This is a genomic window from Pseudomonas mandelii, from assembly GCF_024138395.1.
GTDB classification, from domain to species: Bacteria; Pseudomonadota; Gammaproteobacteria; order Pseudomonadales; family Pseudomonadaceae; genus Aquipseudomonas; species Aquipseudomonas mandelii_E.
The window spans coordinates 607,846-632,585 of record NZ_JAMYDU010000002.1; the positions used below are offsets into that span (position 1 = coordinate 607,846).

General features: G+C 59.5%; 21 protein-coding genes and 1 pseudogene. 8 read left to right on the top strand and 14 right to left on the bottom strand.

Going from position 1 to position 24,740, the window contains the following annotated elements:
* Positions 1 to 137: 137 nt before the first annotated feature.
* Positions 138 to 1,610: a betaine-aldehyde dehydrogenase gene (gene betB, locus NHU87_RS06180; protein WP_253546577.1), complete on the bottom strand. Its 1,473-nt coding sequence runs from the start codon at positions 1,608 to 1,610 to the stop codon at positions 138 to 140.
* A gap of 107 nt (positions 1,611 to 1,717) precedes the next feature.
* Positions 1,718 to 2,311 carry a transcriptional regulator BetI gene (gene betI, locus NHU87_RS06185; protein ID WP_253546579.1) on the bottom strand — a complete coding sequence of 198 codons (594 nt, stop codon included), beginning with the start codon at positions 2,309 to 2,311 and terminating at the stop codon, positions 1,718 to 1,720.
* 380 nt (positions 2,312 to 2,691) lie between these two features.
* On the opposite strand from betI, the gene NHU87_RS06190 reads away from it, so the two are divergent.
* On the top strand, positions 2,692 to 4,641 hold the full coding sequence (locus NHU87_RS06190; RefSeq protein ID WP_253546655.1) for a BCCT family transporter: 1,950 nt from the start codon (positions 2,692 to 2,694) through the stop codon (positions 4,639 to 4,641).
* Between the two features lie 220 nt (positions 4,642 to 4,861).
* Here the strand turns inward: NHU87_RS06190 and choV are convergent, their stop codons facing one another.
* The 3 genes from choV to NHU87_RS06205 all read right to left on the bottom strand — a co-directional run bounded on the left by choV (position 4,862) and on the right by NHU87_RS06205 (position 7,898).
* Positions 4,862 to 6,040: a choline ABC transporter ATP-binding protein gene (choV, locus tag NHU87_RS06195; protein ID WP_253546581.1), complete on the bottom strand. Its 1,179-nt coding sequence runs from the start codon at positions 6,038 to 6,040 to the stop codon at positions 4,862 to 4,864.
* Positions 6,037 to 6,882, bottom strand: a complete 846-nt coding sequence (choW, locus tag NHU87_RS06200) for a choline ABC transporter permease subunit (RefSeq protein WP_253546584.1) — start codon at positions 6,880 to 6,882, stop codon at positions 6,037 to 6,039. Before choW ends, choV begins: the two co-directional genes overlap by 4 nt.
* Before the next feature lie 68 nt (positions 6,883 to 6,950).
* Entirely contained in the window at positions 6,951 to 7,898 is a 948-nt protein-coding gene (locus tag NHU87_RS06205) for a choline ABC transporter substrate-binding protein (RefSeq protein ID WP_253546586.1), read from the bottom strand.
* 438 nt (positions 7,899 to 8,336) lie between these two features.
* Here NHU87_RS06205 and NHU87_RS06210 point away from each other — a divergent pair, with 438 nt between their 5' ends.
* Together NHU87_RS06210 and NHU87_RS06215 are read left to right on the top strand one after the other, a co-directional pair.
* Positions 8,337 to 9,713: an L-serine ammonia-lyase gene (locus NHU87_RS06210; protein ID WP_253546588.1), complete on the top strand. Its 1,377-nt coding sequence runs from the start codon at positions 8,337 to 8,339 to the stop codon at positions 9,711 to 9,713.
* 547 nt (positions 9,714 to 10,260) lie between these two features.
* Entirely contained in the window at positions 10,261 to 11,364 is a 1,104-nt protein-coding gene (locus NHU87_RS06215) for a GlxA family transcriptional regulator (protein ID WP_253546590.1), read from the top strand.
* Positions 11,365 to 11,479: 115 nt separating this feature from the next.
* Here NHU87_RS06215 and NHU87_RS06220 read toward each other — a convergent pair whose 3' ends face one another.
* The 6 genes from NHU87_RS06220 to NHU87_RS06245 all read right to left on the bottom strand — a co-directional run bounded on the left by NHU87_RS06220 (position 11,480) and on the right by NHU87_RS06245 (position 16,930).
* Positions 11,480 to 11,743, bottom strand: a complete 264-nt coding sequence (locus NHU87_RS06220; protein ID WP_253546592.1) for a hypothetical protein — start codon at positions 11,741 to 11,743, stop codon at positions 11,480 to 11,482.
* Between the two features lie 371 nt (positions 11,744 to 12,114).
* Complete coding sequence (locus tag NHU87_RS06225; RefSeq protein ID WP_253546594.1) at positions 12,115 to 13,278, bottom strand: gamma-butyrobetaine dioxygenase; 1,164 nt, start codon at positions 13,276 to 13,278, stop codon at positions 12,115 to 12,117.
* A 13-nt stretch (positions 13,279 to 13,291) separates the two neighbouring features.
* The gene (locus tag NHU87_RS06230) at positions 13,292 to 13,768 is read right to left on the bottom strand and encodes a thioesterase family protein (RefSeq protein WP_253546596.1); all 477 of its coding nucleotides are present in this window, start codon (positions 13,766 to 13,768) and stop codon (positions 13,292 to 13,294) included.
* A 134-nt stretch (positions 13,769 to 13,902) separates the two neighbouring features.
* The gene (locus tag NHU87_RS06235; RefSeq protein ID WP_253546598.1) at positions 13,903 to 14,868 is read right to left on the bottom strand and encodes an L-carnitine dehydrogenase; all 966 of its coding nucleotides are present in this window, start codon (positions 14,866 to 14,868) and stop codon (positions 13,903 to 13,905) included.
* A 143-nt stretch (positions 14,869 to 15,011) separates the two neighbouring features.
* Positions 15,012 to 15,899 carry a 3-keto-5-aminohexanoate cleavage protein gene (locus NHU87_RS06240; protein ID WP_123359160.1) on the bottom strand — a complete coding sequence of 296 codons (888 nt, stop codon included), beginning with the start codon at positions 15,897 to 15,899 and terminating at the stop codon, positions 15,012 to 15,014.
* An 86-nt stretch (positions 15,900 to 15,985) separates the two neighbouring features.
* Positions 15,986 to 16,930 (bottom strand): choline ABC transporter substrate-binding protein, encoded by a 945-nt coding sequence (locus tag NHU87_RS06245; protein ID WP_253546600.1) that lies wholly within the window; start codon positions 16,928 to 16,930, stop codon positions 15,986 to 15,988.
* Positions 16,931 to 17,138: 208 nt separating this feature from the next.
* Between NHU87_RS06245 and NHU87_RS06250 the strand changes: the two genes are divergently transcribed.
* The gene (locus NHU87_RS06250) at positions 17,139 to 18,086 is read left to right on the top strand and encodes a GlxA family transcriptional regulator (RefSeq protein ID WP_253546602.1); all 948 of its coding nucleotides are present in this window, start codon (positions 17,139 to 17,141) and stop codon (positions 18,084 to 18,086) included.
* A gap of 116 nt (positions 18,087 to 18,202) precedes the next feature.
* On the opposite strand, the gene NHU87_RS06255 is transcribed toward NHU87_RS06250, so the two are convergent.
* Positions 18,203 to 18,619 carry a DUF3010 family protein gene (locus NHU87_RS06255; protein ID WP_253546604.1) on the bottom strand — a complete coding sequence of 139 codons (417 nt, stop codon included), beginning with the start codon at positions 18,617 to 18,619 and terminating at the stop codon, positions 18,203 to 18,205.
* A gap of 242 nt (positions 18,620 to 18,861) precedes the next feature.
* Here NHU87_RS06255 and NHU87_RS06260 point away from each other — a divergent pair, with 242 nt between their 5' ends.
* A complete protein-coding gene (locus tag NHU87_RS06260) occupies positions 18,862 to 19,833 on the top strand; it encodes a tyrosinase family protein (protein ID WP_253546606.1) in 972 nt (323 codons plus the stop codon).
* Between the two features lie 121 nt (positions 19,834 to 19,954).
* Here the strand turns inward: NHU87_RS06260 and NHU87_RS06265 are convergent.
* A pseudogene (locus NHU87_RS06265) lies at positions 19,955 to 20,173 on the bottom strand (helix-turn-helix domain-containing protein); the annotation flags it as partial.
* 21 nt (positions 20,174 to 20,194) lie between these two features.
* On the bottom strand, positions 20,195 to 20,596 hold the full coding sequence (locus tag NHU87_RS06270; RefSeq protein ID WP_038981114.1) for a lysozyme inhibitor LprI family protein: 402 nt from the start codon (positions 20,594 to 20,596) through the stop codon (positions 20,195 to 20,197).
* A gap of 245 nt (positions 20,597 to 20,841) precedes the next feature.
* Here NHU87_RS06270 and NHU87_RS06275 point away from each other — a divergent pair, with 245 nt between their 5' ends.
* From NHU87_RS06275 to dgcA, 3 genes are all read left to right on the top strand, one after another.
* Positions 20,842 to 21,819 carry a dipeptidase gene (locus NHU87_RS06275; RefSeq protein ID WP_007907542.1) on the top strand — a complete coding sequence of 326 codons (978 nt, stop codon included), beginning with the start codon at positions 20,842 to 20,844 and terminating at the stop codon, positions 21,817 to 21,819.
* Positions 21,820 to 21,987: 168 nt separating this feature from the next.
* On the top strand, positions 21,988 to 22,518 hold the full coding sequence (locus NHU87_RS06280) for a DUF5943 domain-containing protein (protein ID WP_253546608.1): 531 nt from the start codon (positions 21,988 to 21,990) through the stop codon (positions 22,516 to 22,518).
* Positions 22,519 to 22,533: 15 nt separating this feature from the next.
* The gene (dgcA, locus tag NHU87_RS06285; RefSeq protein ID WP_007907545.1) at positions 22,534 to 24,594 is read left to right on the top strand and encodes a dimethylglycine demethylation protein DgcA; all 2,061 of its coding nucleotides are present in this window, start codon (positions 22,534 to 22,536) and stop codon (positions 24,592 to 24,594) included.
* The last annotated feature ends 146 nt before the right edge of the window (positions 24,595 to 24,740 follow it).

Here is a 24,740-nt window from a genome sequence, read left to right on the forward strand (position 1 = left end):
AGTTGGTCAGGTCGCCTGTAGCAGCTGCCGAGGTACGAGGCTGCGTTGGGTCGCGCAGCGGCCCTCTGAGGGCGGTCCTGCGGACACGCAACGCAGCCTCGTACCTCGGCAGCTGCTACAGGGTTTTCAGCCGGGGCTTAGAAAACCGAGGCGTAATCGCCCAGTTCGACCTGTACCGATTTGATGCGTGTGAAGTTGTTCAGCGAGCTGATGCCGTTCTCACGGCCCACGCCCGACTGCTTGTAGCCGCCGACCGGCATCTTGGCGTCGGACTCGCCCCAGGCGTTGATCCAGCAGATACCGGCTTCCAGTTGATGGATCACACGGTGAGCGCGGTTCAGGTCTTTGGTGACGACGCCCGCGGCCAAACCGAACTCGGTGTCGTTGGCGCGACGGATCACTTCTTCTTCGGTTTCGTAGGTCAGGATGCTCATCACCGGCCCGAAGATTTCTTCGCGAACGATGGTCATCTCGTCGGTGCAGTCGGTGAACACAGTCGGTGCCACGAACGCGCCTTTGGCGAACTCGCCGTCGGTCAGGCGATCGCCGCCGCACAGCAGGCGCGCACCTTCTTCCTTGCCTTTGGCGATGTAACCCAGCACGTTTTCCATGTGGGCGAAGCTGACCAGCGGGCCGAAGTTGGTGTTTTCGTCTTGCGGGTTGCCGACGCGAATGCGTGCAACGCGCTCAACGATCTTGGCTTCGAACGCGGCTTTCAGGCGGCTCGGTACGAACACGCGAGTGCCGTTGGTGCAGACCTGACCGGAGCTATAGAAGTTGGCCATCATCGCGGTGTCGGCGGCGCGATCCAGGTCGGCGTCGTCAAAGATGATCAGCGGGGATTTACCGCCCAGTTCCATGGTCACGTCTTTCAGCGACGAGGCGGAAGCGCTGGCCATGACCTTCTTGCCGGTGTCGGTGCCGCCGGTGAAGGAGATTTTTTCGATGCGCGGGTGCTCGGTCAGCCAGGTGCCGACTTCACGGCCGCTGCCGGTCAACACGTTGAACACGCCAGCCGGAACGCCAGCTTCGGTGTAGATCTCGGCCAGTTTCAACGTGGTCAGGGAGGTGACTTCGCTTGGTTTGAAGATCATCGCGTTACCGGCCGCCAGGGCAGGTGCGGATTTCCACAAAGCGATCTGGATCGGGTAGTTCCAGGCGCCGATACCGGCCACGACGCCCAGCGGCTCGCGGCGGGTGTAAACGAAAGAGGTGGTGCGCAGCGGAATCTGCTCGCCTTCGATGGCCGGCACCAGGCCTGCGTAGTACTCCAGCACGTCAGCGCCGGTAACGATGTCGACGTACTTGGTTTCGGAGAACGCCTTGCCGGTGTCCAGGGTTTCCAGGGCGGCCAGTTCATCGTTGCGCTCGCGCAGGATGTCGACGGCACGACGCAGGATGCGCGAACGCTCCATGGCGGTCATTGCAGCCCAGATTTTCTGACCCTTTTCGGCGCTGACCACAGCGCGCTCAACGTCTTCCTTGGTCGCACGTTGTACGGTTGCGAGGACTTCACCGTTAGCCGGGTTGATGGCTTCGAAAGTGGCGTCGCTGCTGGCGTCACTGTAGCCGCCATCGATGTAGAGTTTTTGCAGTTCGAAACGGGCCATAAAGTCCTCGCAAGTGCATAAGTGGTTGGCGTTGACCACCGGGCGTGCCGTGTAGCAGTGGCATCGCGGTCGGTAGCGGTTCAGGGGGTTGAGCGATTATGTGTGCTCTAACTCACCTGCTTGGCCAGTTGGAAATCCATGTATTCGTAAGCGATCTGGTGCGCCTGCCCGGTGTCGAAAGCATCTCCCGACAGCGCGCCGCGCAACCACAAACCGTCAATGAGGGCTGCCAGGCCACGGGCGGCGGTGCGCGCATCATCGAGCGGCAACACACGGCGGAACTGGCAGCACAGGTTGGAATACAGACGGTGATCGTTGATCCGCTGCAACCTGTGCAATGACGGGTGATGCATGCTGGTGGCCCAGAAGGCCAGCCAGGTTTTCATTGCCGGGCCATTGACCTGGCTGGCGTCGAAGTTGCCTTCGATAATCACCTGAAGGTGAGCCCGTGGGCTGGTGTCCTCCAGCGCCTGACGGCGCGCGGTGACGTTCTCGCTGAGGACACTCATCAGATACTGCGCCGTCGCGGCGATCAGGCCGTTCTTGTCCTGAAAGTAGTGACTGATGATGCCATTCGAGACACCGGCCAAACGGGCGATCAGCGCAATGCTGGCGTCCCCCATGCCGACCTGATCGACGGCCTGTAACGTGGCTTCGATCAATTGCTGGCGGCGGATGGGTTGCATACCGACCTTGGGCATCTTGCACATCTCCTTAGGCCTTCCGGTGGACGCAAAACGGCTACCGGGTCGAGGGCCAGTCTATTTTGTTTTGATTGAACGTTCAATCAACAAAGAATAAGATCTGCGACAAATCGTCGCTGCTTACAGATTTTTCCTACGTGTAAATGGCGATAAACCGACATCCAAAAATGCTCGAAACCTATACGCGCAGGCGTCCCAAGGGTTTCGGGCTTTTTTCGGGGTGTCTTTATATCACCCGCCGGTCGGCTGCCAACTAACCGATTGGTCGGGTACCGCGTTGCCTTGTGTTCTTCTCTCGCACTGCCTGGAGCATCTGTGCCATGAGTTCTGCCTCTCTAATAAAGACCCCACCCGAGAAGGTGACGGTCAACGGTTGGGTGTTCTACACCTCTACCGCGCTGATCCTGCTGTTGACCGCGATTCTGATCATCGCCCCGCAAGAGGCTGGCAGAATGCTCGGCATTGCCCAGGCCTGGTTGTCTCGCAGCTTCGGCTGGTACTACATGGTGGTGATCGCCGCTTATCTGGTTTTTGTGGTTGGCCTGGCGTTTTCGTCCTACGGCAAACTCAAGCTGGGCAGCAAAGACGATACCCCGGATTTCAGCTACGGCGCCTGGGCGGGGATGCTGTTCTCGTCGGGTATCGGCATTTCCTTGCTGTACTTCGGTGCTTCCGAGCCGCTGGACCATTACTTCAATCCGCCGGAAGGCGTGGCCGGCAGCAACCTTGCGGCCCGTCAGGCGGTGCAACTGACGTTCCTGCATTGGGGTCTGCATGGCTGGGCGATCTACGCACTGGTCGGCCTGGCCGTGGCGTACTTTGCTTACCGTCATAACCAACCGCTGGCGTTGCGGTCGGCGTTGTATCCGCTGGTCGGCGAGCGTTGGGTCAAAGGCGCGGCCGGTCATGCGGTGGACGGCTTCGGCATGTTCGTAACCCTGCTGGGGCTGGTGACGAACCTGGGGATTGGTTCGCTGCAAGTGTCGTCGGGGCTGGAAAACCTGTTCGGCATGGAACACAGCAACACCAACCTGCTGATCGTGATTATCGTGATGAGCACCGTGGCGACCATCGCCGCGGTGTCTGGCGTGGAAAACGGTATTCGCCGTCTGTCCAACCTGAACATCGTGCTGTTCAGCGGTCTGCTGATTTTCGTGCTGTTGTTCGGCCCGACTCTGCACCTGCTCAACGGCTTTGTGCAGAACATCGGCGATTATCTGAACGGCGTGGTGCTGAAGACTTTCGACCTCTATGTGTACGAAGCCGACAACGCCAAATCCGAGCGCTGGTTGGGCCTATGGACCCTGTTCTACTGGGCCTGGTGGATTTCCTGGGCGCCATTCGTAGGCATGTTCATCGCGCGTATTTCCCGTGGTCGCACGGTACGCGAACTGGTGGCCGGCGTGCTGCTGATTCCGCTGGGCTTCACCCTGGCATGGCTGTCGATCTTCGGTAACTCGGCCCTGGACCTGGTGATGAACCATGGAGCGGTGGAGCTCGGGAAGACGGCGTTGGAACAGCCGTCGATGGCGATCTACCAATTGCTTGAGCATTACCCAGCGTCGAAGATTGTGATCGGCGTGTCGATTTTTGTCGGCTTCGTGCTGTTCCTGACCCCGGCGGATTCCGGCGCGGTGATGATGGCCAACCTTTCGTGCAAGGGCGGCAACGTCGACGAAGATGCGCCGCACTGGCTGCGGATTTTCTGGTCGGCGGTGATCACCCTGGTGACCATCGGCCTGTTGTTCGCCGGTAACTTCGAAGCCATGCAAACCATGGTGGTGCTGGCGGGGCTGCCGTTCTCGGTGGTGCTGGTGTTCTTCATGTTCGGCTTGCACAAGGCCATGCGCCAGGACGTGCAGATCGAACAGGAGCAAGCGGAACTGGCGGCGCGCGGTCGTCGTGGTTTCAGCGAGCGCTTGACCCAACTGGATTTGCAACCGAACCAGTCGATCGTTCAGCGTTTCATGGACAAGCGCGTCAGCCCGGCGCTGGAAGAGGCGGCTGTGCAATTGCGTGCTCAGGGCCTGGATGTGCAGACGTTGCTGGGCAAGGCCAAGCGTTGCATGGGCGTGCGGATCGAAATGGAAGAGGGCAACCCGTTTGTCTACGAAGTGAGCCTGGATGGTTATCTGGCGGCGGCGAGTGAAACGGTGTCGGCTGAAAGTGCCGATGAACCGCGCGCCCGTTACTACCGCGCCGAGGTGTACCTGCACAATGGCAGCCAGGACTACGACTTGATGGGCTTCACTCAGGATCAGATCACCCGTGACGTGCTCGATCAGTTTGAAAGCCATCGGCAGCTGCTTGGTCGGGTTTATAGCTGAGTTGTGAGTGACGCGGTGTTCCAGTGACACCGCGTCATATTCTTCGCGGGCAAGCCTCGCTCCTACAGGATTGAGCTCGATCGAGAATGTCGACACACCTCGCCCTTGTAGGAGCGAGGCTTGCCCGCGAAGGGGCCATCAGCCGCACAGCTGCGTGACCCGATATCCCACAAACAAAAACGCCGCGATCATCTCGCGGCGTTTTTGTGTCTGCTGCTTCTTACCCCAGGTTCTTGCCGAGCAGCGCGTGGTACAGCTCGCTATCGCCAAGAATCCCCACCACCTGATTGTTGTCGTGCAGCACCAGCTTATTACCCGTCTGGTAACGAATCTGCAGCGCATCGCGCATGCCGATGTTGGAGTCCACCAGTGTTGGCCGACGCCCCAAACCTTCAACCGCTTGCCCCGGTATCCAGTTCTGCAGGTCCAGGCTCGAGCCGTTCTGGCGTGCGCCTTTGATGGTGTTGCCTTCGGCCAGGTCCAGCCACGAATCGCCGCCCGGATCCAGGCACACCGAACCGTTGATGCGTTTGCACTTGTCCAGGGTGCGCATCAGGCTGCGACCGCACAATACGTTCAGCGGGTTGGTGTGGGCGACGAAGGTGCGCACGTAATCGTCCGCCGGGTTCAGGACGATTTCTTCCGGCTTGCTGTACTGGATGATCCGGCCGTCTTTCATGATGGCGATACGGCTGCCGAGCTTCAGGGCTTCATCGAGGTCGTGACTCACGAAAACGATGGTTTTGCTGAGCTTGCGTTGCAGCTCCAGCAGTTCGTCTTGCAGGCCTTGACGGATCAGCGGGTCGAGGGCCGAGAACGGTTCGTCCATCAGCAGAATGTCGGCGTCCATCGCCAGCGCTCTGGCCAGGCCCACACGCTGTTGCATACCACCAGAGAGCTCATCGGGTTTCTTGTTGCGCCATTGTGTCAGGCCCACCAGTTCGAGTTTTTCATCGACCAGTTTTTTCCGTTCCTTCTCCGGCCGGCCCTGCATCTCCAGACCGAAGCTGATGTTCTCGCGCACGGTCAGCCAGGGCATCAGGGCGAACTTCTGGAACACCATCGCGATGCGCTTGGTGCGCATCATTTTCAGTTCCACCGGAGTACAGGAAGCGATGTCGATCTGCTTGCCTTCGTGCTCGACGAACAACTTGCCACGGCTAACGGTGTTGAGACCGTTGATGCACCGCAACAGGCTGGATTTGCCGGAGCCGGACAGGCCCATCAGCACGCAGATTTCACCTTTTTCGATGTCCAGGCTGGCTTTTTCAACACCGACGATTTGCCCGGTCTTTTTCAGGATCTGGTCGCGGGTCATGCCCTGGTCGAGGAGTTTGAGCGCCTCGCGCGGGTCTTTGGAGAAGATCACGTCCACGTCTTCGAAGCGAATAATGCTCATGCGTCACCCCCTGCTTTAGCGTCGGGTTGTTTGCAGATACGGTCGAGCATGATCGCCAGCAGTACGATCGCCAGGCCTGCTTCGAAGCCCAGTGCGATATCAGCAGTGTTCAGTGCGTTGACCACGGGTTTACCCAGGCCGTCGGCGCCCACCAGTGCCGCAATCACCACCATCGACAACGACAGCATGATGCACTGGGTGATACCGGCCGCGATGCTTGGCATGGCGTGGGGCAGTTCAATCCGTGAAAGCAGTTGATGGCGCGAGCAGCCGAAGGCTTTGCCGGCGTCCATCAATTCCTGCGGAACATCGCGAATACCCAGGTAGGTCAGGCGGATAGGCGCGGCAATCGCGAACACTACCGTCGAGATCAGACCCGGGACCACACCCAGACCGAAGAGGGTCAGGGTAGGAATGAGGTACACGAAGGTCGGCACGGTCTGCATCAGATCGAGCACCGGCCGCATCACTGTGTAGAACATCGGTTTGTGCGCGGCGACGATGCCCAACGGCACGCCGATCAGCACGCACACCAGGGTGGCGAACAACACCTGGGCGAGGGTTTCCATGGTTTCTTGCCAATACCCCAGATTGAGGATCAGCAGGAAGGAGGCGACGACGAAAGCGGTCAGGCCCCATTTGCGTTGAATGAAGTGTGCCAGTAGCGCGATAAGGCCGATCAATGCCAGCGGGTTGAACCAGGTCAGCGCAAAAGTCACGCCGTGGATCATCGTTTCCAGTGACACGGCGATTGCGTCGAAAGTGCTGGCGCCGTTTTGCGTCAACCATTCAACAAAGCCCGCGATGTACTGGCCTAAAGGTATTTTCTGATCAATCAGCATGGTAGTGAACGTCCGCATGCAAGGAAATAAACAGCCCGGGCGGGCGAACCCGCCCGGCGTAAGCGATTTTACTGTGCGAGCTTGGCTTTCACGGCCTCCAGGCCTGGTTTACCGTCAATGGTGGTCACGCCAGCGAGCCAGGTATCGAGCACCTGTGGATTCTTTTTCAGCCAGGCCTTGGCGGCCGCGTCAGGCTTCATTTTGTCGTCCAGGACGTTGCCCATCAGCGTGCTTTCCATGTCGAGGGTGAACACCAGGTTCTTCAGCAACTGACCCACGTTGCTGCATTCCTGTACGTAGCCCTTGCGGGTGTTGGTGTAGATGGTCGCCTGGCCGAAGTTCGGGCCGAAATATTCGTCGCCGCCGGTCAGGTACTTCATCTTGAATCGAGTGTTCATCGGGTGCGGCTCCCAGCCCAGGAACACCACGGCGGTGTTGCGGCGCTGGGCGCGATCGACTTGCGAGAGCATGCCTGCCTCGCTGGACTCGACCACCTTGAAGCCGGCGTCTTTCAGGCCGAAGGCGTTCTTGTCGATCATGCTCTGGATCAGGCGGTTGCCGTCGTTACCCGGTTCGATGCCATAGATCTTGCCGTCGAGTTCTTTCTTGAACTTGGCGATGTCGGCGAAATCTTTCAGACCTTTGTTATACAACTCTTCGGGGACGGCGAGTGTGTATTTTGCGTTTTCCAGATTGGCGCGCACCGTATCAACGGTGCCGGCATCACGGTAGGCCTTGATGTCGTTTTCCATGGTCGGCATCCAGTTACCGAGGAACACGTCCATGTTCTTGCCGTCGGCCAGGGACTTGTAGGTCACCGGCACGGAAATCATCGTGGTTTTGGTCTTGTAGCCCAAGGCATCGAGAACGACGCTGGTGGTGGCGGTGGTGACGGTAATGTCCGTCCAGCCTACATCGGAGAAGTTTACGGTGCTGCATTGGGCCGGTTCTGCGGCTTGAGCCAGAAGCGGCAGACTCAGCATGGCGGCCAACAACAACGACGGGGAACCTTTCATAAGGGGCGACTCCTTGGTGTTTTTTTTGGCAGTGTTCCGACTGGGACCACCGCACTTATTTGTTGCGGTTGGATGGCGTTTTGGAGACAGCTCTACCACGGCGCCGTGCAATCGAGTCGATACGATCATGTACCAGTGAAAATCTGACGCCTACAGGGTGCGTCGTAACCAGTACAGGGATGGTCGCATCCAGTGTCGGTAACGTCGTTTACAGCTTTTTTCAGCCCGTTTTGCCCCTCTGATCCGCAAAAAAACGGCGAAAACACAGCGTAAGCGGCCTACGGCGCTAGCGGGCATGAGTGCGTCGGTGTGAGACGTTGAACGACATGACAAAAGCCTGATGATGCGGCCATCTCGGCGGATTGCAGCTTGAGCGTAGCAGCTCCGTCACTGGGCGCTTTTGCGCCTGGAGCAGGCACATCCAGGAGTTCAGCAGTAATGGCTATCAGCGTTTTCGACCTGTTCAAAATCGGCATCGGCCCTTCCAGTTCGCACACCGTGGGGCCTATGCGCGCCGCGGCGCTGTTCGTGCAAGGTTTGCGTGAACAGGGACTTCTGGAGCAGGTGCGGCGCGTCGAAGTTCAGCTTTATGGGTCGCTTTCAGCCACCGGCATCGGTCACGGCAGCGACAACGCGGTGATCATGGGGCTGATGGGCGAGTGGCCGGACGCGATCGATCCGTCGCAAATCGGCATCCGCATCGAGACCCTGCGTGAAACTCACACGCTATTGCTCGACGGCCGCTTGTCGGTCCCGTTCATCTGGGCCCGGGACATGCGTTTGATCGACGAGAACCTGCCGTTCCATCCCAACGCCATGACCCTGGTTGCCGAAGGCGATCACGGTGAGCTGCATCGCGACACCTACTATTCCATCGGCGGCGGTTTTGTCGTCGATGAGGCGCAGGCTTCCAGCGGCGTGGTGGATCTGGATCGCACCGTGCTGCCTTACGATTTCTCCAGTGCCGTCGAGCTGCTCAGTTTCTGCAAGCAGCACAACCTGCGCGTTGCAGAGCTGATGATGGCCAACGAGAAAGTCTGGCGCAGCGAAGAGGAAATTCGCGCCGGCCTGATGAAACTCTGGCGCGCGATGCAAGATTGCGTGGAGCAAGGCCTCAAGCACGAAGGCATCCTGCCTGGCGGCCTGAATGTGCGTCGTCGCGCGGCCAAATTGCACCGCAGCCTGCAAGAACTGAACAAACCCAACGTGATCGGCTCAACCTTGAGCGCCATGGAGTGGGTGAACTTGTTCGCCTTGGCGGTCAACGAAGAAAATGCCGCCGGCGGGCGCATGGTTACGGCACCGACCAACGGCGCGGCGGGGATCATTCCGGCGGTGCTGCACTACTTCATGAAATTCAGCGAGGCAGTGACCGACGCCAACGTGGTCGATTACTTTCTCAGTGCCGCGGCGGTGGGGATTCTGTGCAAGAAGAACGCCTCGATCTCCGGTGCCGAAGTCGGTTGCCAGGGCGAAGTCGGTTCGGCCTGCGCCATGGCGGCGGCCGGATTGGCGGAGATTCTCGGGGCCACACCGGAGCAACTGTGCAACGCGGCGGAAATCGGCCTGGAACACAACCTTGGCCTGACCTGCGATCCCGTGGGTGGGCTGGTGCAAGTGCCGTGCATCGAGCGCAACGCGATTGCCGCGGTGAAAGCGATCAACGCGGCGCAGATGGCGCTACGCGGCGACGGTCAGCACTTTATCTCGCTGGACCGGGTAATCCGCACCATGCGTGATACCGGTGCCGACATGCACGACAAATACAAAGAGACATCGCGCGGTGGGTTGGCGGTTAGCGCGGTTGAGTGTTGATTAAGTAAGACCGAGTTGTCTGCTTCGCGGGCAAGCCTCGCTCCTACAAGAGCGGGGCGTGTGGATATTTTATGATCGACATGAATCCTGTAGGAGCGAGGCTTGCCCGCGAAGGCGTCAGACCAGTCAAAACTGCGCACCAAGTGAACACTCGCACCAAAAACGCGCCACCTTTTGGCGCGTCGCAAACAGGCAAGCCCGCATCACCCGGCAGGGATCCAATTCAAGCCTGACCGTCCGTCACCCGTGCTTGCGGTGACACTCTCCCCTGGAGCGTCGCAGCCCTGTTCCCACAAGTGCTACCGATTTGCTCACAGGCAACGGGGTAGCGGGTTTGCGGCCTCTAATGGCACTTTTGACATCTTATCTCTGCGCGCCATATCCAGACGCATCGCGACGTCGTTTTCAGGAGTTATTGAACGCACATTCAATTTTAGGCATGGCAATTGCTCTGTCATTACAAAGCCCGTCTCCCACGCGAGAACGATGGCAATAAAAAGAGCCTCCGCCTGAGGCCATCACCCGCTTTGTGTGAGGAGATACCGCGATGACGACGTTCAACTCCGGGGCCCAACCCCAGAACCGTGCGCCTCAATCCATCGGCTTTTTGCTGCTGGACAATTTCACGCTTATTTCTTTGGCCTCCGCAGTAGAACCTCTGCGCATGGCCAACCAATTGTCCGGTCGCGAGCTGTATCGCTGGACCACACTCACCGTCGATGGCGGTCAGGTCTGGGCCAGTGACGGTCTGCAGATCACCCCCGACGCCTCCATGCACAAAGCGCCTCCCCTGGACACCATCATCGTCTGCGGCGGTATCGGCATTCAGCGCACCGTAACCCGTGAACACGTGTCGTGGCTGCAAAGCCAGGCGCGTCAGCACCGTCGTCTTGGCGCGGTCTGCACTGGCAGCTGGGCCTTGGCTTGCGCCGGTTTGCTGGACGGTTTCGATTGCAGCGTGCACTGGGAATGCCTGGCGTCGATGCAGGAAGCTTTTCCGCGGGTGGCCATGAGCACCCGGCTGTTCACCCTCGACCGTAACCGTTTCACCAGCTCCGGTGGCACCGCGCCGCTGGACATGATGCTGCACCTGATCAGCCGCGATCACGGTCGTGAATTGTCGGCGGCGATCTCGGAAATGTTTGTCTACGAGCGCATCCGAAATGAGCAGGATCACCAGCGCGTGCCGCTCAAGCACATGCTCGGCACCAACCAGCCGAAGTTGCAGGAAATCGTCGCGCTGATGGAAGCCAACCTCGAAGAGCCGATCGACCTCGACGAACTGGCAGTGTACGTCGCCGTGTCGCGTCGTCAGCTGGAGCGGCTGTTCCAGAAATACCTGCACTGCTCGCCGTCGCGTTACTACCTGAAACTACGCCTGATCCGCGCTCGGCAGTTGCTCAAGCAAACGCCGATGTCGATCATCGAAGTGGCATCGGTGTGTGGTTTCGTGTCGACGCCGCACTTCTCCAAGTGCTACCGCGAATACTTCGGCATTCCGCCGCGTGACGAGCGCGTAGGCTCCAACACCACGCAACAAGTGGCGATGTTGCCGCTGCCGCAAGCACTGGTGCTGTCGCCGTTGTCCGGGCCGCTGTCGGCGTTGAGTCAGGCGCGCAATGAATCGACGTTTGCCAGCGTAAGGCTTTAAAGCCAATAAGATCGCAGCCTGCGGCAGCTCCTACAGAAGTAGCGCATTTCCGTGAAACCGCGGGTGTACGCGGTTCTGTAGGAGCTGCCGCAGGCTGCGATCTTTTGATCTTCTATCAGGCGCTACGGCTTTGCTGATACTCCGCCAACGCGGGCAGCAGTTGCTTGTCGATCGCCTGGCGCACGGCCGGCAGGATGGTCGCGCTGCTGGTGTACATCTGCTTGACCATGGTCCGCAGCGTCATCGCCCGCTCATCGTTCAAGCCTCGCACCGCACACTCGCAAGCCTGCTCGGCTGTAGAGCCAATTGGTACTTGAAAACCCAACGATTTCAGCTGGCCCAACAGGTCTTCCTGGTCAATCAAATCGGCGTGCATCATGACGCAATCCTTCTTCAGGGAACGGTGTCGTGGCTCGATTCTGGTAGGGGCAGTAGATGGCGGCAAGGACGTTTTGTCGCAATGGCCGCAATACCTATGAACAGGTCGCTTTCGGCTAACTTGTGAACCATGGGAGTGGGCACACTGGACTCAGCTGGCTTCACGAAGGTTTGGTCACCCTCGCGCAACAGCTCCTCAACAGTACCCACCTCTGCCCCGATCCTGTCACGGCTTGATCGGGGTTTTTTTTGCCTGTGAATCAGAGGTTTTGTGTTGGCTGTGCAGACGCCATCGCGGGCAAGCCACGCTCCCACAGGACTTGCGAATAACCTGTGGGAGCGTGGCTTGCCCGCGATGAACGATAATGCGGTCTACCGTTGCAACACCAAAATCCGCGACAACAATTCATCCCGGTCGACATAACAACCCTGAAAATGGCGGGCACCAGTAGCGGGATCGAACGCATTGCGGGCATGAAGGGTGCGGCGGTTGTCGAAGCACCACAGCTCGCCCGGGTTGAGCCTTTGCATCAGCCTGAACCGCGCCTCGCGAGTCATCGCAATGAAGTGTCGGTAAGCGTGATACAGCTTGGGCATTTGCTCGACTGAAGCATCGAACGGCCCGCGCAGAAAGTTCGCCATGCGGATTTCCGACACCTGCCCGAAAGAGTCCAGAGCGATGATCGGCGCCAGACAGCGGTAGTCGCTATGGCGGTCCTTGTTGCGGAACTCCACGGGTATTTCACACAAGGCCTGAAACGCCTCGGGATCTTCCCGACGCAAGGCTTCAGCGATGGCAAAACCGTCGACGAAAATGCTTTCGCCACCGTCGGCGTCATTGACCAGGCAATGCAGAAATTGCAGCCCCGGTTGCAACTCCCGCGTGGGCAGGTCGCTGTGCAGCGGCAGGTTGAAGGCGGTGTAGGCATTGCTGTCGGCGTCGGCCTTGGACTGCACGTTGAACAGCACGCCGAAATTGCTCTCGCGGATGAACGAAATACGCTGGGCGATCAGCTTCAGCGAACCCTGCTCGGTGGGTACGCCGCGAACCTGGGTCAGGCCGATGTCGCGCACGGCCAGGAGCCATTGCAGCAAGGCATCGTTGTCATCCATCAACGCCTGATAGTCGAACACCGGCAACTTCAGCTGGCTGTCCCACAGCTTGCTTTTCGGTTTGGCGGCCCGGCGTTCGGCGCGGGACTCGTCGTCATAGGCGTGGGCTCGCAACCAACCCGGGTCGAAGCGGCTGAGGTGACCGTCCTGCCAATCGACACACAGGCAACCTTCGGCATCGATTCGAGCACTGTCGGGGATCAGATTTTCCGCGACATCGACGATTTCCAGCACTTGCTCGCGGGTCACCGTGTAGACGCACTGCGGGCACGGGCAGTTGTCCCGTAGCCATTGATGATGAAAAGGGCTGACCCGACCGTCCGCCCATTGCACTTGAATGCGGTCCGCCAGGGTGTGCACGGCGGTCAACGCGCTGATCAATGGGTAGGTGCGGAAATCGGCAAAAGCGGCGGCGGTGTTCATGACGAGCTCCTTATTATTTTTCGGGCGGTAAGGCGATCACTCGGCCGATGAAGGCCGGTGCGGGCAAGTCGGCTTGCTCGGCGACAATGGCTTGCAGCTTGCTCAAGGTTTCTTCGCTGAACGGTGCGGATCGCGGCCCCGCTAGGTCGACGTGCAGCAGCATTTGTTCATTGCCCGCCAACTCCTTGTCACCGCCCACCAGATGCAGGCTGTGGTAAAGGTGCAGGCGCTTGCGGTCATGGCCGATGATCTGGGTGTGCACTTCGACCTCGGCATCGAGCTTCACTTCGTGCAGGTAATTGAGGTGCAGTTCGAGGGTGAACAGCGAGTTGCCGCTGGCTTCGCGGTTGTTGCTGTCCATGCCCAGCCGATCCATCAGCGCGTCGGTGGCGTAGCTGAAAATCAGCAGATAGAAGGCATCGCGCAGGTGGCCGTTATAGTCGACCCAGTCGGGGATGATTTTGGTTTGGTAGGTGGTGAGGGTGGGCATGTCGTCACATCCAAAATGGTTGAACCTGTAGGAGCGAGGCTTGCCCGCGAAGAGGCCGGTACATTCGCCGGATCTCTTGCGGCAGGGAAATCGCCTTCGCGGGCAAGCCTCGCTCCTACAGGTTGTGGCGGTGTTTAGTCAGCGAAGGCCATCCCATGCTTTTCTTTGGTGGTCTTCACCGCCTCCAGCACCGCCAGCAAACAATCATCACGATATCGCTCCAGCGCCGAGATGCTGTGTTTACCCAGCTGCTCGCTGGTGCCATCCACCACGTCATCGATCAATTTGTCGGTCAGCTCCGGTGCCGGCAGATAGGTCCAGGGCAATTGCAACGCCGGCCCGAACTGCGCCATGAAATGCCGCATGCCCGCATCGCCGCCCGCCAGGGTGTAAGTCAGGAAAGTACCCATAAACGACCAGCGCAGGCCCGCGCCAAAACGAATCGCATCGTCGATTTCACCGGTGGTCGCCACGCCGTCGTTGACCAGATGCAGCGCCTCACGCCACAACGCTTCGAGCAAACGGTCGGCGATAAATCCTGGCACTTCCTTGCGCACATGCAGCGGGCGCATCCCTAGGGATTCATAGACTTTCATCGCCGCTTGCACCGCTTCTGGCGCAGTGTTTTTGCCGCCGACCACTTCCACCAATGGCAGCAGGTAAACCGGGTTGAACGGGTGCCCGACCACACAGCGTTCCGGGTGGGTCGAACTCTCGTAGAACTCGCTCGGCAACAGCCCCGACGTACTGGAACCGATCAAGGCATTGGGCTTGGCCGCCGCGCTGATTTTGCTGTGCAGTTCCAGTTTCAGCTCCAGTCGTTCCGGAGCACTTTCCTGAATGAAATCCGCGTCGCGAACGCATTCTTCGATAGTGGCGACAAAGCGCAGCCGATCCTGCGACGCGCCGGGTGCCAGGCCTTGTTTCTCCAGTGCGCCCCAGGCATTGGCGACGCGTTTGCGCAGCGCCGCTTCGGCACCGGGCGCCGGATCCCAAGCCACCACGTCGAGGCCGTGGGCGAGGGCGCGGGACACCCAGCCGCTGCCGATGACACCGCTGCCTAGCGCGGCAAAGGTTTTGATATCAGTGATAAAGCTCATGAATGCTGTCCTGACGATTGGTCGAGAAACCTGTGGGAGCTGGCTTGCCTGCGATGGCGGCGTTCCTGTCACAAGAGATGTGGCGGATGTACCGGCCTCTTCGCGGGCAAGCCTGCTCCCACAGGGTTAGGTGTGGGGTCGGGTTAACCGCGCTTGGTCAGGCCCATTTTTGTCCGGCCTTCCGCCGGGGTCAGAACGCGGGCGCCGAGGCGGCTGAGGATTTCCGAGGCGCGTTCGACCAGTTGGCCGTTGGTCGCCAATACGCCCTTGTCCAGCCACAGGTTGTCTTCCAGACCGACCCGCACGTTGCCGCCAAGCAGCACCGCTTGCGCCGCCATTGGCATCTGCATGCGGCCGATGCCGAACCCGGCCCAGACCGCGTCGGCCGGCAGGTTGTCGACCATGGCTTTCATGGTGGTGGTGTCGGCCGGCGCGCCCCACGGGATGCCCAGGCACAACTGGAACAACGGGTTATCGAGCAGGCCTTCCTTGATCATCTGCTTGGCGAACCACAGGTGACCGGTGTCGAAGATTTCCAGCTCAGGCTTAACGCCCAGCTCTTGAATGCGTTTGGCGCCAGCGCGCAGTTGCGCCGGGGTGGACACGTAAATGGTGTCGCCATCGCCGAAGTTCAGGGTGCCGCAATCCAGGGTGCAGATTTCCGGCAGCAATTCTTCGACGTGGGCCAGACGGGTCAGCGGGCCGACCAGGTCGGTGTTCGGGCCGAATTCCATCGGGTTCTCGCCCGCGCCGATTTCCAGGTCGCCACCCATGCCGGCGGTGAGGTTGACGATGATGTCGACGTCGGCCTCGCGGATGCGCTCCATCACTTCGCGGTACAGCGCCACGTCACGGCTGAACTTGCCGGTTTGCGGGTCGCGAACATGGCAGTGGACCACGGTGGCGCCAGCCTTGGCGGCTTCCACGGCGGCCGCGGCGATTTGTTTCGGGGTGACCGGCACGTGTGGGCTTCTGGCGGTCGTGTCGCCAGCACCGGTGAGTGCGCAGGTGATGATGACGTCGTGGTTCATGAGGCGGTTCCTTACAGGCTAAATTGCAGGCGTAGTGGTCCCGTTCGCAGCCCTGTCGGGCTGCGAATCGGTGGTTCATTTCAGGTTTATTTACTGGTCAGTTTCAGGTTTTCAGCCGCCGGTTTGCCGTCGAAGGTGGTCACGCCTTCGAGCCAGCGTTGCTTGTCTTGCGGGTGATCCTTCAGCCATTGCTTGGCCGATTCGAAGGCGTCTTTGTGATCGAGCAGCGGCTGCATCATCCGGCTCTCGTCTTCGGCGGTGTAGGTCAGGTTGCTCAGCAAACGACCGATGTTCGGGCATTGCTCGGTGTAGTTCGGCGCGGTGACGGTCCAGACGGTGGCCATGCCTTCGTTCGGGCCGAGGGCGTCTTCGCTGCCGGTGAGGTAGGTCATTTGCACGTTGACGTTCATCGGGTGCGGCGCCCAGCCGAAGAACACCACCGCTTCCTTGCGCCGTACGGCGCGATCCACCGCTGCGAGCATGCCGGCCTCGCTGGACTCGACCAGCTGGAACTTGCCCAGGCCAAACTGGTTCTTGGCGATCATCGCCTTGATCTGAGTGTTGGCGCCCGAGCCAGGCTCGATGCCATAGATTTTGCCGCCCAGTTCTTTTTCGAATTTGGCGATGTCAGCGAAGGTTTTCAGGCCTTTGTCGGCGAGGTAAGTCGGCACGGCGAGGGTGGCGCGAGCATCCTTGAGGCTTGGCGCTTCAAGCACTTTGACCTGCTTGGCCTCGACAAACGGTGTGATGGTCTGCGTCATCAGCGGGTTCCAGTAACCGAGGAACACGTCCAGTCGCTGATCGCGAATGCCGGCGAAGATGATTTGCTGGGAGGCGCTGGTCTGTTTGGTTTTATAGCCGAGGCCGTCGAGCAATACTTGGGTCATGGCGCTGGTGGCGATCACGTCGGTCCAGTTCACTACGCCCATGCGCACGTTCTGGCACGACGCGGGTTCGACCGCCATGACGCTGGCGCTCAAGAAAGCGGTACCGCTGAGTGCAAGAACACAGCTGCTGATCAGTCGTTTCATGTCGGGTTCCTCGGCAGGTCGTTTATTGTGAGTTCCGGTGTCTGATGCGCCGGTGATGCCAAGTTACGCAGCAAAGCCCCCGTAAAAACGCACTGCGGCGACCAGCTCTTGCACTGCAGCGACCTGCGCACTTGAATGCCGGTTACAAGTGGCGTATCAACGTCCACACGCTTCCCGCCCTCTTGCTACCTGCCATCGAGTGCGCTCCATGTCCCAGGATTTCTACTTCTTGTTGATGCCGGGTTTCTCGGCGATTGGTTTCATCTCGGCGATCGAGCCGCTGCGGGTCGCCAATCGCTTTCGCGGCGAGCTGTACCGCTGGCATGTGTTGAGCGCCGACGGCGGTGCGGTGTTGGCCAGTAATGGCATGTCGGTCAACGCCGATGCGGCGCTGGAACCGCTGAAGAAAGGCGCGACCTTGCTAGTGGTCGCCGGCTTCGAGCCGCTGAAATTCGCCACTCCGGCAGTGGAGCACTGGTTACGTCGTTTGGACAACGAAGGTGTGACCCTCGGCGCCATCGACACCGGCAGCTTCGTCCTCGCCGAAGCCGGCCTGCTCGACGGCCATCGCTTGACCCTGCATTGGGAAGCCATCGACGCCTTCAAGGAGTCTTATCCACAGCTCAGCGTCACTCAGGAGCTGTTCGAGATCGACCGTCGGCGCATCACCTCCGCCGGTGGCACGGCCTCTATCGATTTGATGCTCGACCTCATCGGCCAGGCCCACGGCGCGGATTTGGCGATTCAGGTCAGCGAACAATTCGTGCTCGGGCGCATCCGCCCGCGCAAAGACCACCAGCGCATGGAAGTCGCCACACGATATGGCATCAGCAACAAGAAACTGGTGCAGGTGATCGGGGAGATGGAACAGCACAGCGAACCGCCGCTGAGCACGTTGGCGCTGGCGGAATCGATCAACGTCACCCGGCGTCAGCTGGAACGCCTGTTTCGCCTGCACTTGAATGACACGCCGAGCAATTTCTACCTGCGGTTAAGGCTGGAGAAGGCGCGGCAATTGCTGCGTCAGACGAACATGAGTGTGCTGGAAGTGAGCATCGCGTGCGGGTTTGAATCGCCGTCGTATTTCACCCGTAGTTATCGGGCAAGATTCGAGCGGTGCCCGCGTGAAGACCGTCGGCAAAGCCAGAAGGCCTGAAACCGACCTCCCTGTAGGAGCGAGGCTTGCCCGCGAAGGCGTCGTGTCAGGCAACAATGATTTTGAATGTGCCGGCCTCTTCGCGGGCAAGCCTCGCTCCTACAGGATTTGTGTCGTTACTTCTTCATCAGCGCAGAGCAAGCCGCCTTGTAAGCCTCGTGCTGATACTTGTTCAGCGTATCCGGCAGTGCAAAATCGTACTTCTTGTTCTGCGCATTGATGGTTTGCGGCGACAGCAGCGTCACCTCGCAATTTTCCAGCAACTGGAAAATCCCCTCGATCTTGAACGTGGTCGGCCCACCGGCGAACTCGCCTTTCTTGCTGCGTTTCTTGATCGCGATCCGGTCGATGGAATTCTCGCGAACAAACGACGCCACCTGAGCGGCGAAGACTTTGACGTTGGCGGCTTCATCATCTTCGTCGAGGGCGATTTTCTTGGTGGCGAGGGCGACGTGACTGAGCGCCTGACCGTCGAGGGAGGCCACGGCGATGATCGCTTCGCTGCCTTTGATTTCGATGCCGCAGATTTTCATTTGATTCCCTGAAGTTTCTCACCAAGTCAGTGAGCGATGGTGACGCACCTGAATGATGAAGTCACCCAGTGTTAGCCCAGGCGCGAAGGCTATGTGTCATTTGTCAGAAAGTCTGTACACCTGTTATTTCTGACAGTAGACGCAGGCTTCGGCCGCGTCTAGGTTTTGGTAGTGAGAGTAGCAACTTTGTTGCTCCAGACGCGTCCGGTCGGATGGGCATCTTTTGTTGAGGGAGTTGCACGATGAAACTAAGGAAGAATGTACGTTCGCTCACTCGAGACGAGATAGACCGATTTGTTGCGGGTTGCCTGACGCTTAAGCGTGCCGGACGTTACGAAAAGTTCGTGCACTGGCATCATCAGGTCATGATCCCTACGGTCATGCCCAATGAGCCTCACGATCCCAACTACCGTAATGGCGCTCATCTGGGGCCCGCATTCCTGCCATGGCATCGCGAGTTTCTCATGCAGTTCGAAAGTGAGCTTCAATCTGTTGACGCCACACTCGTTGTGCCTTACTGGGACTGGACCGAGGATGCGGTCGATCCGAAAAACTCACCGGTGTGGGCGGATAACTTCATGGGTGGCGATGGTGTTCAGGACGATTACTGGAGAGTCGCCAAGGGGCCTTTCGCCTATAGCGCGGGTAATTGGCCAGTGCCCTCCTATCCGGAGGACGGCTTTCCAGAGCAAGGTCTCAAACGACAGTTCGGATTGAATATCGGCTCTCTGCCGACTTCGGCAGATCTGGCAATGGCGATGCGCGAACGGCTGTACGACACGCCACCCTATGATTCAGGCCCTTACACCCGAGGTTTTAGAAATCGTCTGGAAGGCTGGATTACCCAGCGTGGCGATCCTCAAGTGACGACGCCGGGTTCGCAACTGCATAACCGGGTTCACCTGTGGATAGGGGGAAACATGCTGGCCATGACTTCGCCCGAAGACCCGGTGTTCTTTCTGCATCACTGCTTCATCGACAAGGTTTGGGCGGATTGGCAAGCGGAGATGGCCCAAGGCAATGCTCAATGGGCCCCGCATTACGCTCCGTTGCAGAATGGGCCCGTGGGCCACAACTACGATGATGTACTCAAACCCTGGCAGCGACGTATCAGGGATGTCATGGACATTACCGAGTTGGGTTACCGCTATGAGCAGCCGCCAAGCCTGACGGTGGTTCGGGAGCGATTCAACAAGTCACCTTTCAGCGAATGAGAAAAGGCTCAGGCCTTGGTTGCGTGACGTACCACATTGCTTCATCAGCCCGTTCGGCAGCTCCTGCCAAGGGAATGCATCCGGTGTGGAGATGCCGAAGGCTGCGATCTTGTCGATCGTCTTACAGCTCAAGTTGATCGGCGGTGATGCCAAAAGCCGCGGCAATCTTTTCACGGGTTGCCTTGCGGGGCTTGGAGACCGTCTCCTGCTGGGCGAAAGCCGGTTGGGAAATGCCCATGCGCTTGGCAACTTCATCCTGCGTAAAGTTCAGGTGTTCGCGCCAGGCGCGAATGGGCGTCGCGCCATCGATGATGCGACTCACTACTTCGTGGGGGATCAAATAATCTCCATTCTTATGTCTTTATTCCTGCCCAATCGACTCCAAAAACTCCGACCGCTCGTCACTCATCCGCGCCACGCAATCGTTCTGCGCAATGGTGAACGCTTTGCTACCGCTGGTCGCCGGAAAGGCGTCCACTGCGCAATCGGCATCCCGGGTTTTCAGCCATTGCTGTTGCGCGGTTTTGATTTTGGCGGTGATGTCGGTCAGTTGCGCCTTGTTGTTGCCGTACAGCGTTTGCATGCGCTCGGTGAGGCTCTGATAGTTGTCGCTCAGCAGCTGTTCGGCGGTGGTTCTGCTGTAGGCCGAGCATTCCAGGGTCTGGATTTCGTTTTCGACGGCGTCGCAGGGGTTGTCGTCGGCCTCTTCAGCTGCTTGTACGCCAGTCGCTATCAGTGCCAAAGCCAGGAAGATCGATTTCATTGCGCCGCCGCCCCTTGATCCAGTCATGCATTCAGTAAAACATCCAGTGGGGCGAATTCTGGCCCAAGCGGGCGGCGTTGGATAGGTAGGCAATGACACCTGTTGACGACCCTTTGTCGCGGATTGACGCTTTCGGCAATTCCCCTGTCGTTTTTGCACCCGGCTGCACAGGCACCGAGGCATATGCTGGCCCCAAAGCGCCGGCACACGATTCGGCGCATGAATCGCTAATAGGGGACAGCCTGATGAGCCCAGCCGAATTGCACGCCGACAGCATCGTTATCGACGGGCTGATTATTGCCAAGTGGAACCGCGAGCTGTTTGAAGACATGCGCAAGGGCGGTCTGACCGCGGCCAACTGCACCGTGTCGGTGTGGGAGGGCTTCCAGGCCACCGTCAACAACATCGCCGCCAGCCAGAAGCTGATCCGCGAGAACAGCGACCTGGTGATTCCGGTGCGCACCACCGCCGATATCCGCAAGGCCAAGGAGCAGGGCAAAACCGGCATCCTCTTTGGCTTCCAGAATGCTCACGCGTTTGAAGACCAGATCGGCTACGTCGAGGTCTTCAAGCAGCTGGGCGTCGGTATCGTGCAGATGTGCTACAACACCCAAAACCTGGTGGGTACCGGTTGCTACGAGCGCGATGGCGGCCTGTCGGGTTTCGGTCGTGAAATCGTCGCTGAGATGAACCGTGTCGGCGTCATGTGCGACCTGTCCCACGTCGGCTCGAAAACCTCCGAAGAAGTCATCCTCGAATCGAAGAAACCGGTCTGCTACTCCCACTGCCTGCCGTCGGGTCTGAAGGTTCACCCGCGCAACAAATCCGATGAAGAATTGAAGTTCATCGCCGATCACGGCGGTTTCGTCGGTGTGACCATGTTCGCGCCGTTCCTGGCCAAGGGCATCGATTCGACCATCGACGACTACGCCGAAGCGATCGAATACACCATGAACATCGTCGGCGAAGACGCCATCGGCATCGGCACCGACTTCACCCAGGGCCATGGCCAGGACTTCTTTGAATACCTGACCCATGACAAGGGCTACGCCCGCCGTCTGACCAGCTTCGGCAAGATCATCAACCCACTGGGCATCCGCACCGTGGGCGAGTTCCCGAACCTGACCGAGACCCTGCTCAAGCGCGGCCATTCCGAGCGGGTGGTGCGCAAGATCATGGGCGAGAACTGGGTGAACGTCTTGAAAGACGTTTGGGGCGAATAAGCCCACTTACAAACAACGATTTCTGTAGCAGCTGCCGAGGCACGAGGCTGCGTTGCGGTCCGCAGGACCGCCCTCGGGGGCCGCTTCGCAGCCCAACGCAGCCTCGCAGGCTCGACAGCTGCTACGGCTGCCTATCGCCAAAATACATCGAATTCTGGAGTTTTACCCATGGCCAAGATCGCCCCGCAATTGCCAATCGAAGTCGACAGCGAAACCGGTATCTGGACTTCCGACGCCCTGCCGATGCTGTACGTGCCGCGCCATTTCTTCGTCAACAACCACATGGGCATCGAGGAAGTGCTGGGCGCTGATGCTTACGCCGAAATCCTCTACAAGGCCGGCTACAAGTCCGCCTGGCACTGGTGTGAAAAAGAAGCCGAATGCCACAGCCTGGAAGGCGTTGCAGTGTTCGAGCACTACATGAAGCGTCTGTCGCAACGTGGCTGGGGCCTGTTCAAGATTCAGGACATCGACCTCGACAAAGGCACCGCCAGCGTCAAGCTTGAACACTCCGCATTTGTCTACGTGTACGGCAAGGTCGGGCGCAAGGTCGACTACATGTTCACTGGCTGGTTCGCCGGCGCCATGGACCAGATCCTGGCTGCTCGCGGCAGCAAGATCCGCACGGTCGCCGAACAAGTTTACGGTGGCTCCGAAGAAGGCCACGACGACGGTTTGTTCACCGTCAAGCCGTTGTAAGTCGAGGACCCCGCCATGGCTTTCGAAGCAATGTTCCAGCCGATCCAGATCGGCAAACTGACCATCCGCAACCGCGTGCTCAGCACCGCGCACGCCGAGGTCTACGCCACCGACGGCGGCATGACCACCGACCGGTACGTCAAGTATTACGAAGAGAAAGCCAAGGGCGGGATCGGCCTGGCGATTTGCGGCGGTTCCTCCAGCGTGGCCATCGACAGCCCGCAAGGCTGGTGGAAGTCGGTCAACCTTGCCGACGACCGGATCATTCCGCACTTCCAGAACCTGGCCGATGCCATGCACAAGCATGGCGCCAAGATCATGATCCAGATTACCCACATGGGCCGTCGTTCGCGCTGGGATGGCGAGCATTGGCCAACCCTGCTGTCGCCGTCGGGCATCCGTGAACCGGTGCACCGCGCGACCTGCAAAACCATTGAGCCGGAAGAAATCTGGCGGGTGATCGGCAACTACGCCAGCGCCGCCGCGCGGGCCAAGGCCGGTGGCCTGGACGGCGTCGAGCTGTCTGCCGTGCACCAGCACATGATCGACCAGTTCTGGAGCCCGCGCGTCAACAAGCGTACCGATGAATGGGGCGGCAGCTTCGAAAATCGCATGCGTTTCGGCCTGGAAGTGATCAAGGCTGTGCGCAAGGAAGTCGGTCCGGACTTCTGCGTCGGCATCCGCCTGTGCGGTGATGAATTCCACCCGGATGGCTTGTCCCACGAGGACATGAAACAGATCGCCAAGTACTACGACGACACCGGCATGATCGACTTCATCGGCGTCGTGGGCTCGGGTTGCGACACCCACAACACCCTGGCCAACGTTATTCCGAACATGAGTTATCCACCGGAGCCATTCCTGCATTTGGCTGCCGGTATCAAAGAAGTGGTGAAGGCCCCGGTGCTGCACGCGCAGAACATCAAGGACCCGAACCAGGCAACCCGTATTCTGGAGGGCGGCTACGTCGACATGGTCGGCATGACCCGCGCCCACATCGCCGACCCGCATTTGATCGCCAAGATCAAAATGGGCCAGGTCGACCAGATCAAACAATGTGTCGGTGCCAACTACTGCATCGACCGTCAGTACCAGGGCCTGGACGTCTTGTGCATCCAGAACGCCGCGACCTCCCGTGAATACATGGGCGTGCCGCACATCATCGAGAAATCGACCGGTGTGAAGCGCAAAGTCGTGGTGGTCGGTGCCGGTCCTGCCGGGATGGAAGCGGCTCGCGTGTCGGCCGAACGTGGCCACGACGTGACCCTGTTCGAGAAGAAAGAATTCATCGGCGGGCAGATCACTACCGCGTCGAAAGCGCCGCAACGGGACCAGATCGCCGGTATCACCCGCTGGTTCCAGTTGGAACTGGCGCGCTTGAAAGTCGACCTGCGCCTGGGCGTGGCGGCGGATGCGGCGACCATTCTCGACCTGCGTCCGGACGTGGTGGTGCTCGCCGTCGGCGGTCATCCGTTCCTGGAACAGAACGAACACTGGGGCGCGGCTGAAGGCCTGGTGGTCAGCAGCTGGGACATCCTCGATGGCAAGGTTGCGCCGGGCAAGAACGTGCTGGTCTACGACACCATTTGCGAGTTCACCGGGATGTCGACGGCCGACTTCCTCGCCGACAAGGGCAGCCAGGTCGAGATCGTCACCGACGACATCAAACCGGGTGTGGCCATCGGCGGTACATCGTTCCCGACTTACTACCGCAGCATGTACCCGAAAGAAGTGATCATGACCGGCGACATGATGCTGGAGAAGGTCTATCGCGAAGGCGACAAGCTGGTGGCGGTGCTGGAAAACGAATACACCGGCGCCAAAGAGGAGCGGGTGGTGGACCAGGTCGTCGTCGAAAACGGCGTGCGTCCGGACGAAGAAATCTACTACGCCATGAAGGAAGGCTCGCGCAACAAAGGCCAGATGGACATCGAAGCTTTGTTCGCGATCAAGCCTCAGCCTTCGTTGAGCCAGGCGGGCGACGGCTACTTGCTGTTCCGCATCGGCGACTGCGTGGCCCAGCGCAACACCCACGCGGCGATCTATGACGCGTTGCGGTTGTGCAAGGATTTCTAAGCCACGAACTGATCGTTCCCACGCTCCGCGTGGGAATGCCTCAATGGACGCTCTGCGTCCGCTTTTGATGTGACGCGGAGCGTCACGGGCTGCATTCCCACGCGGAGCGTGGGAACGATCATAGACCCCGAGGTCTTTGGGAGCTC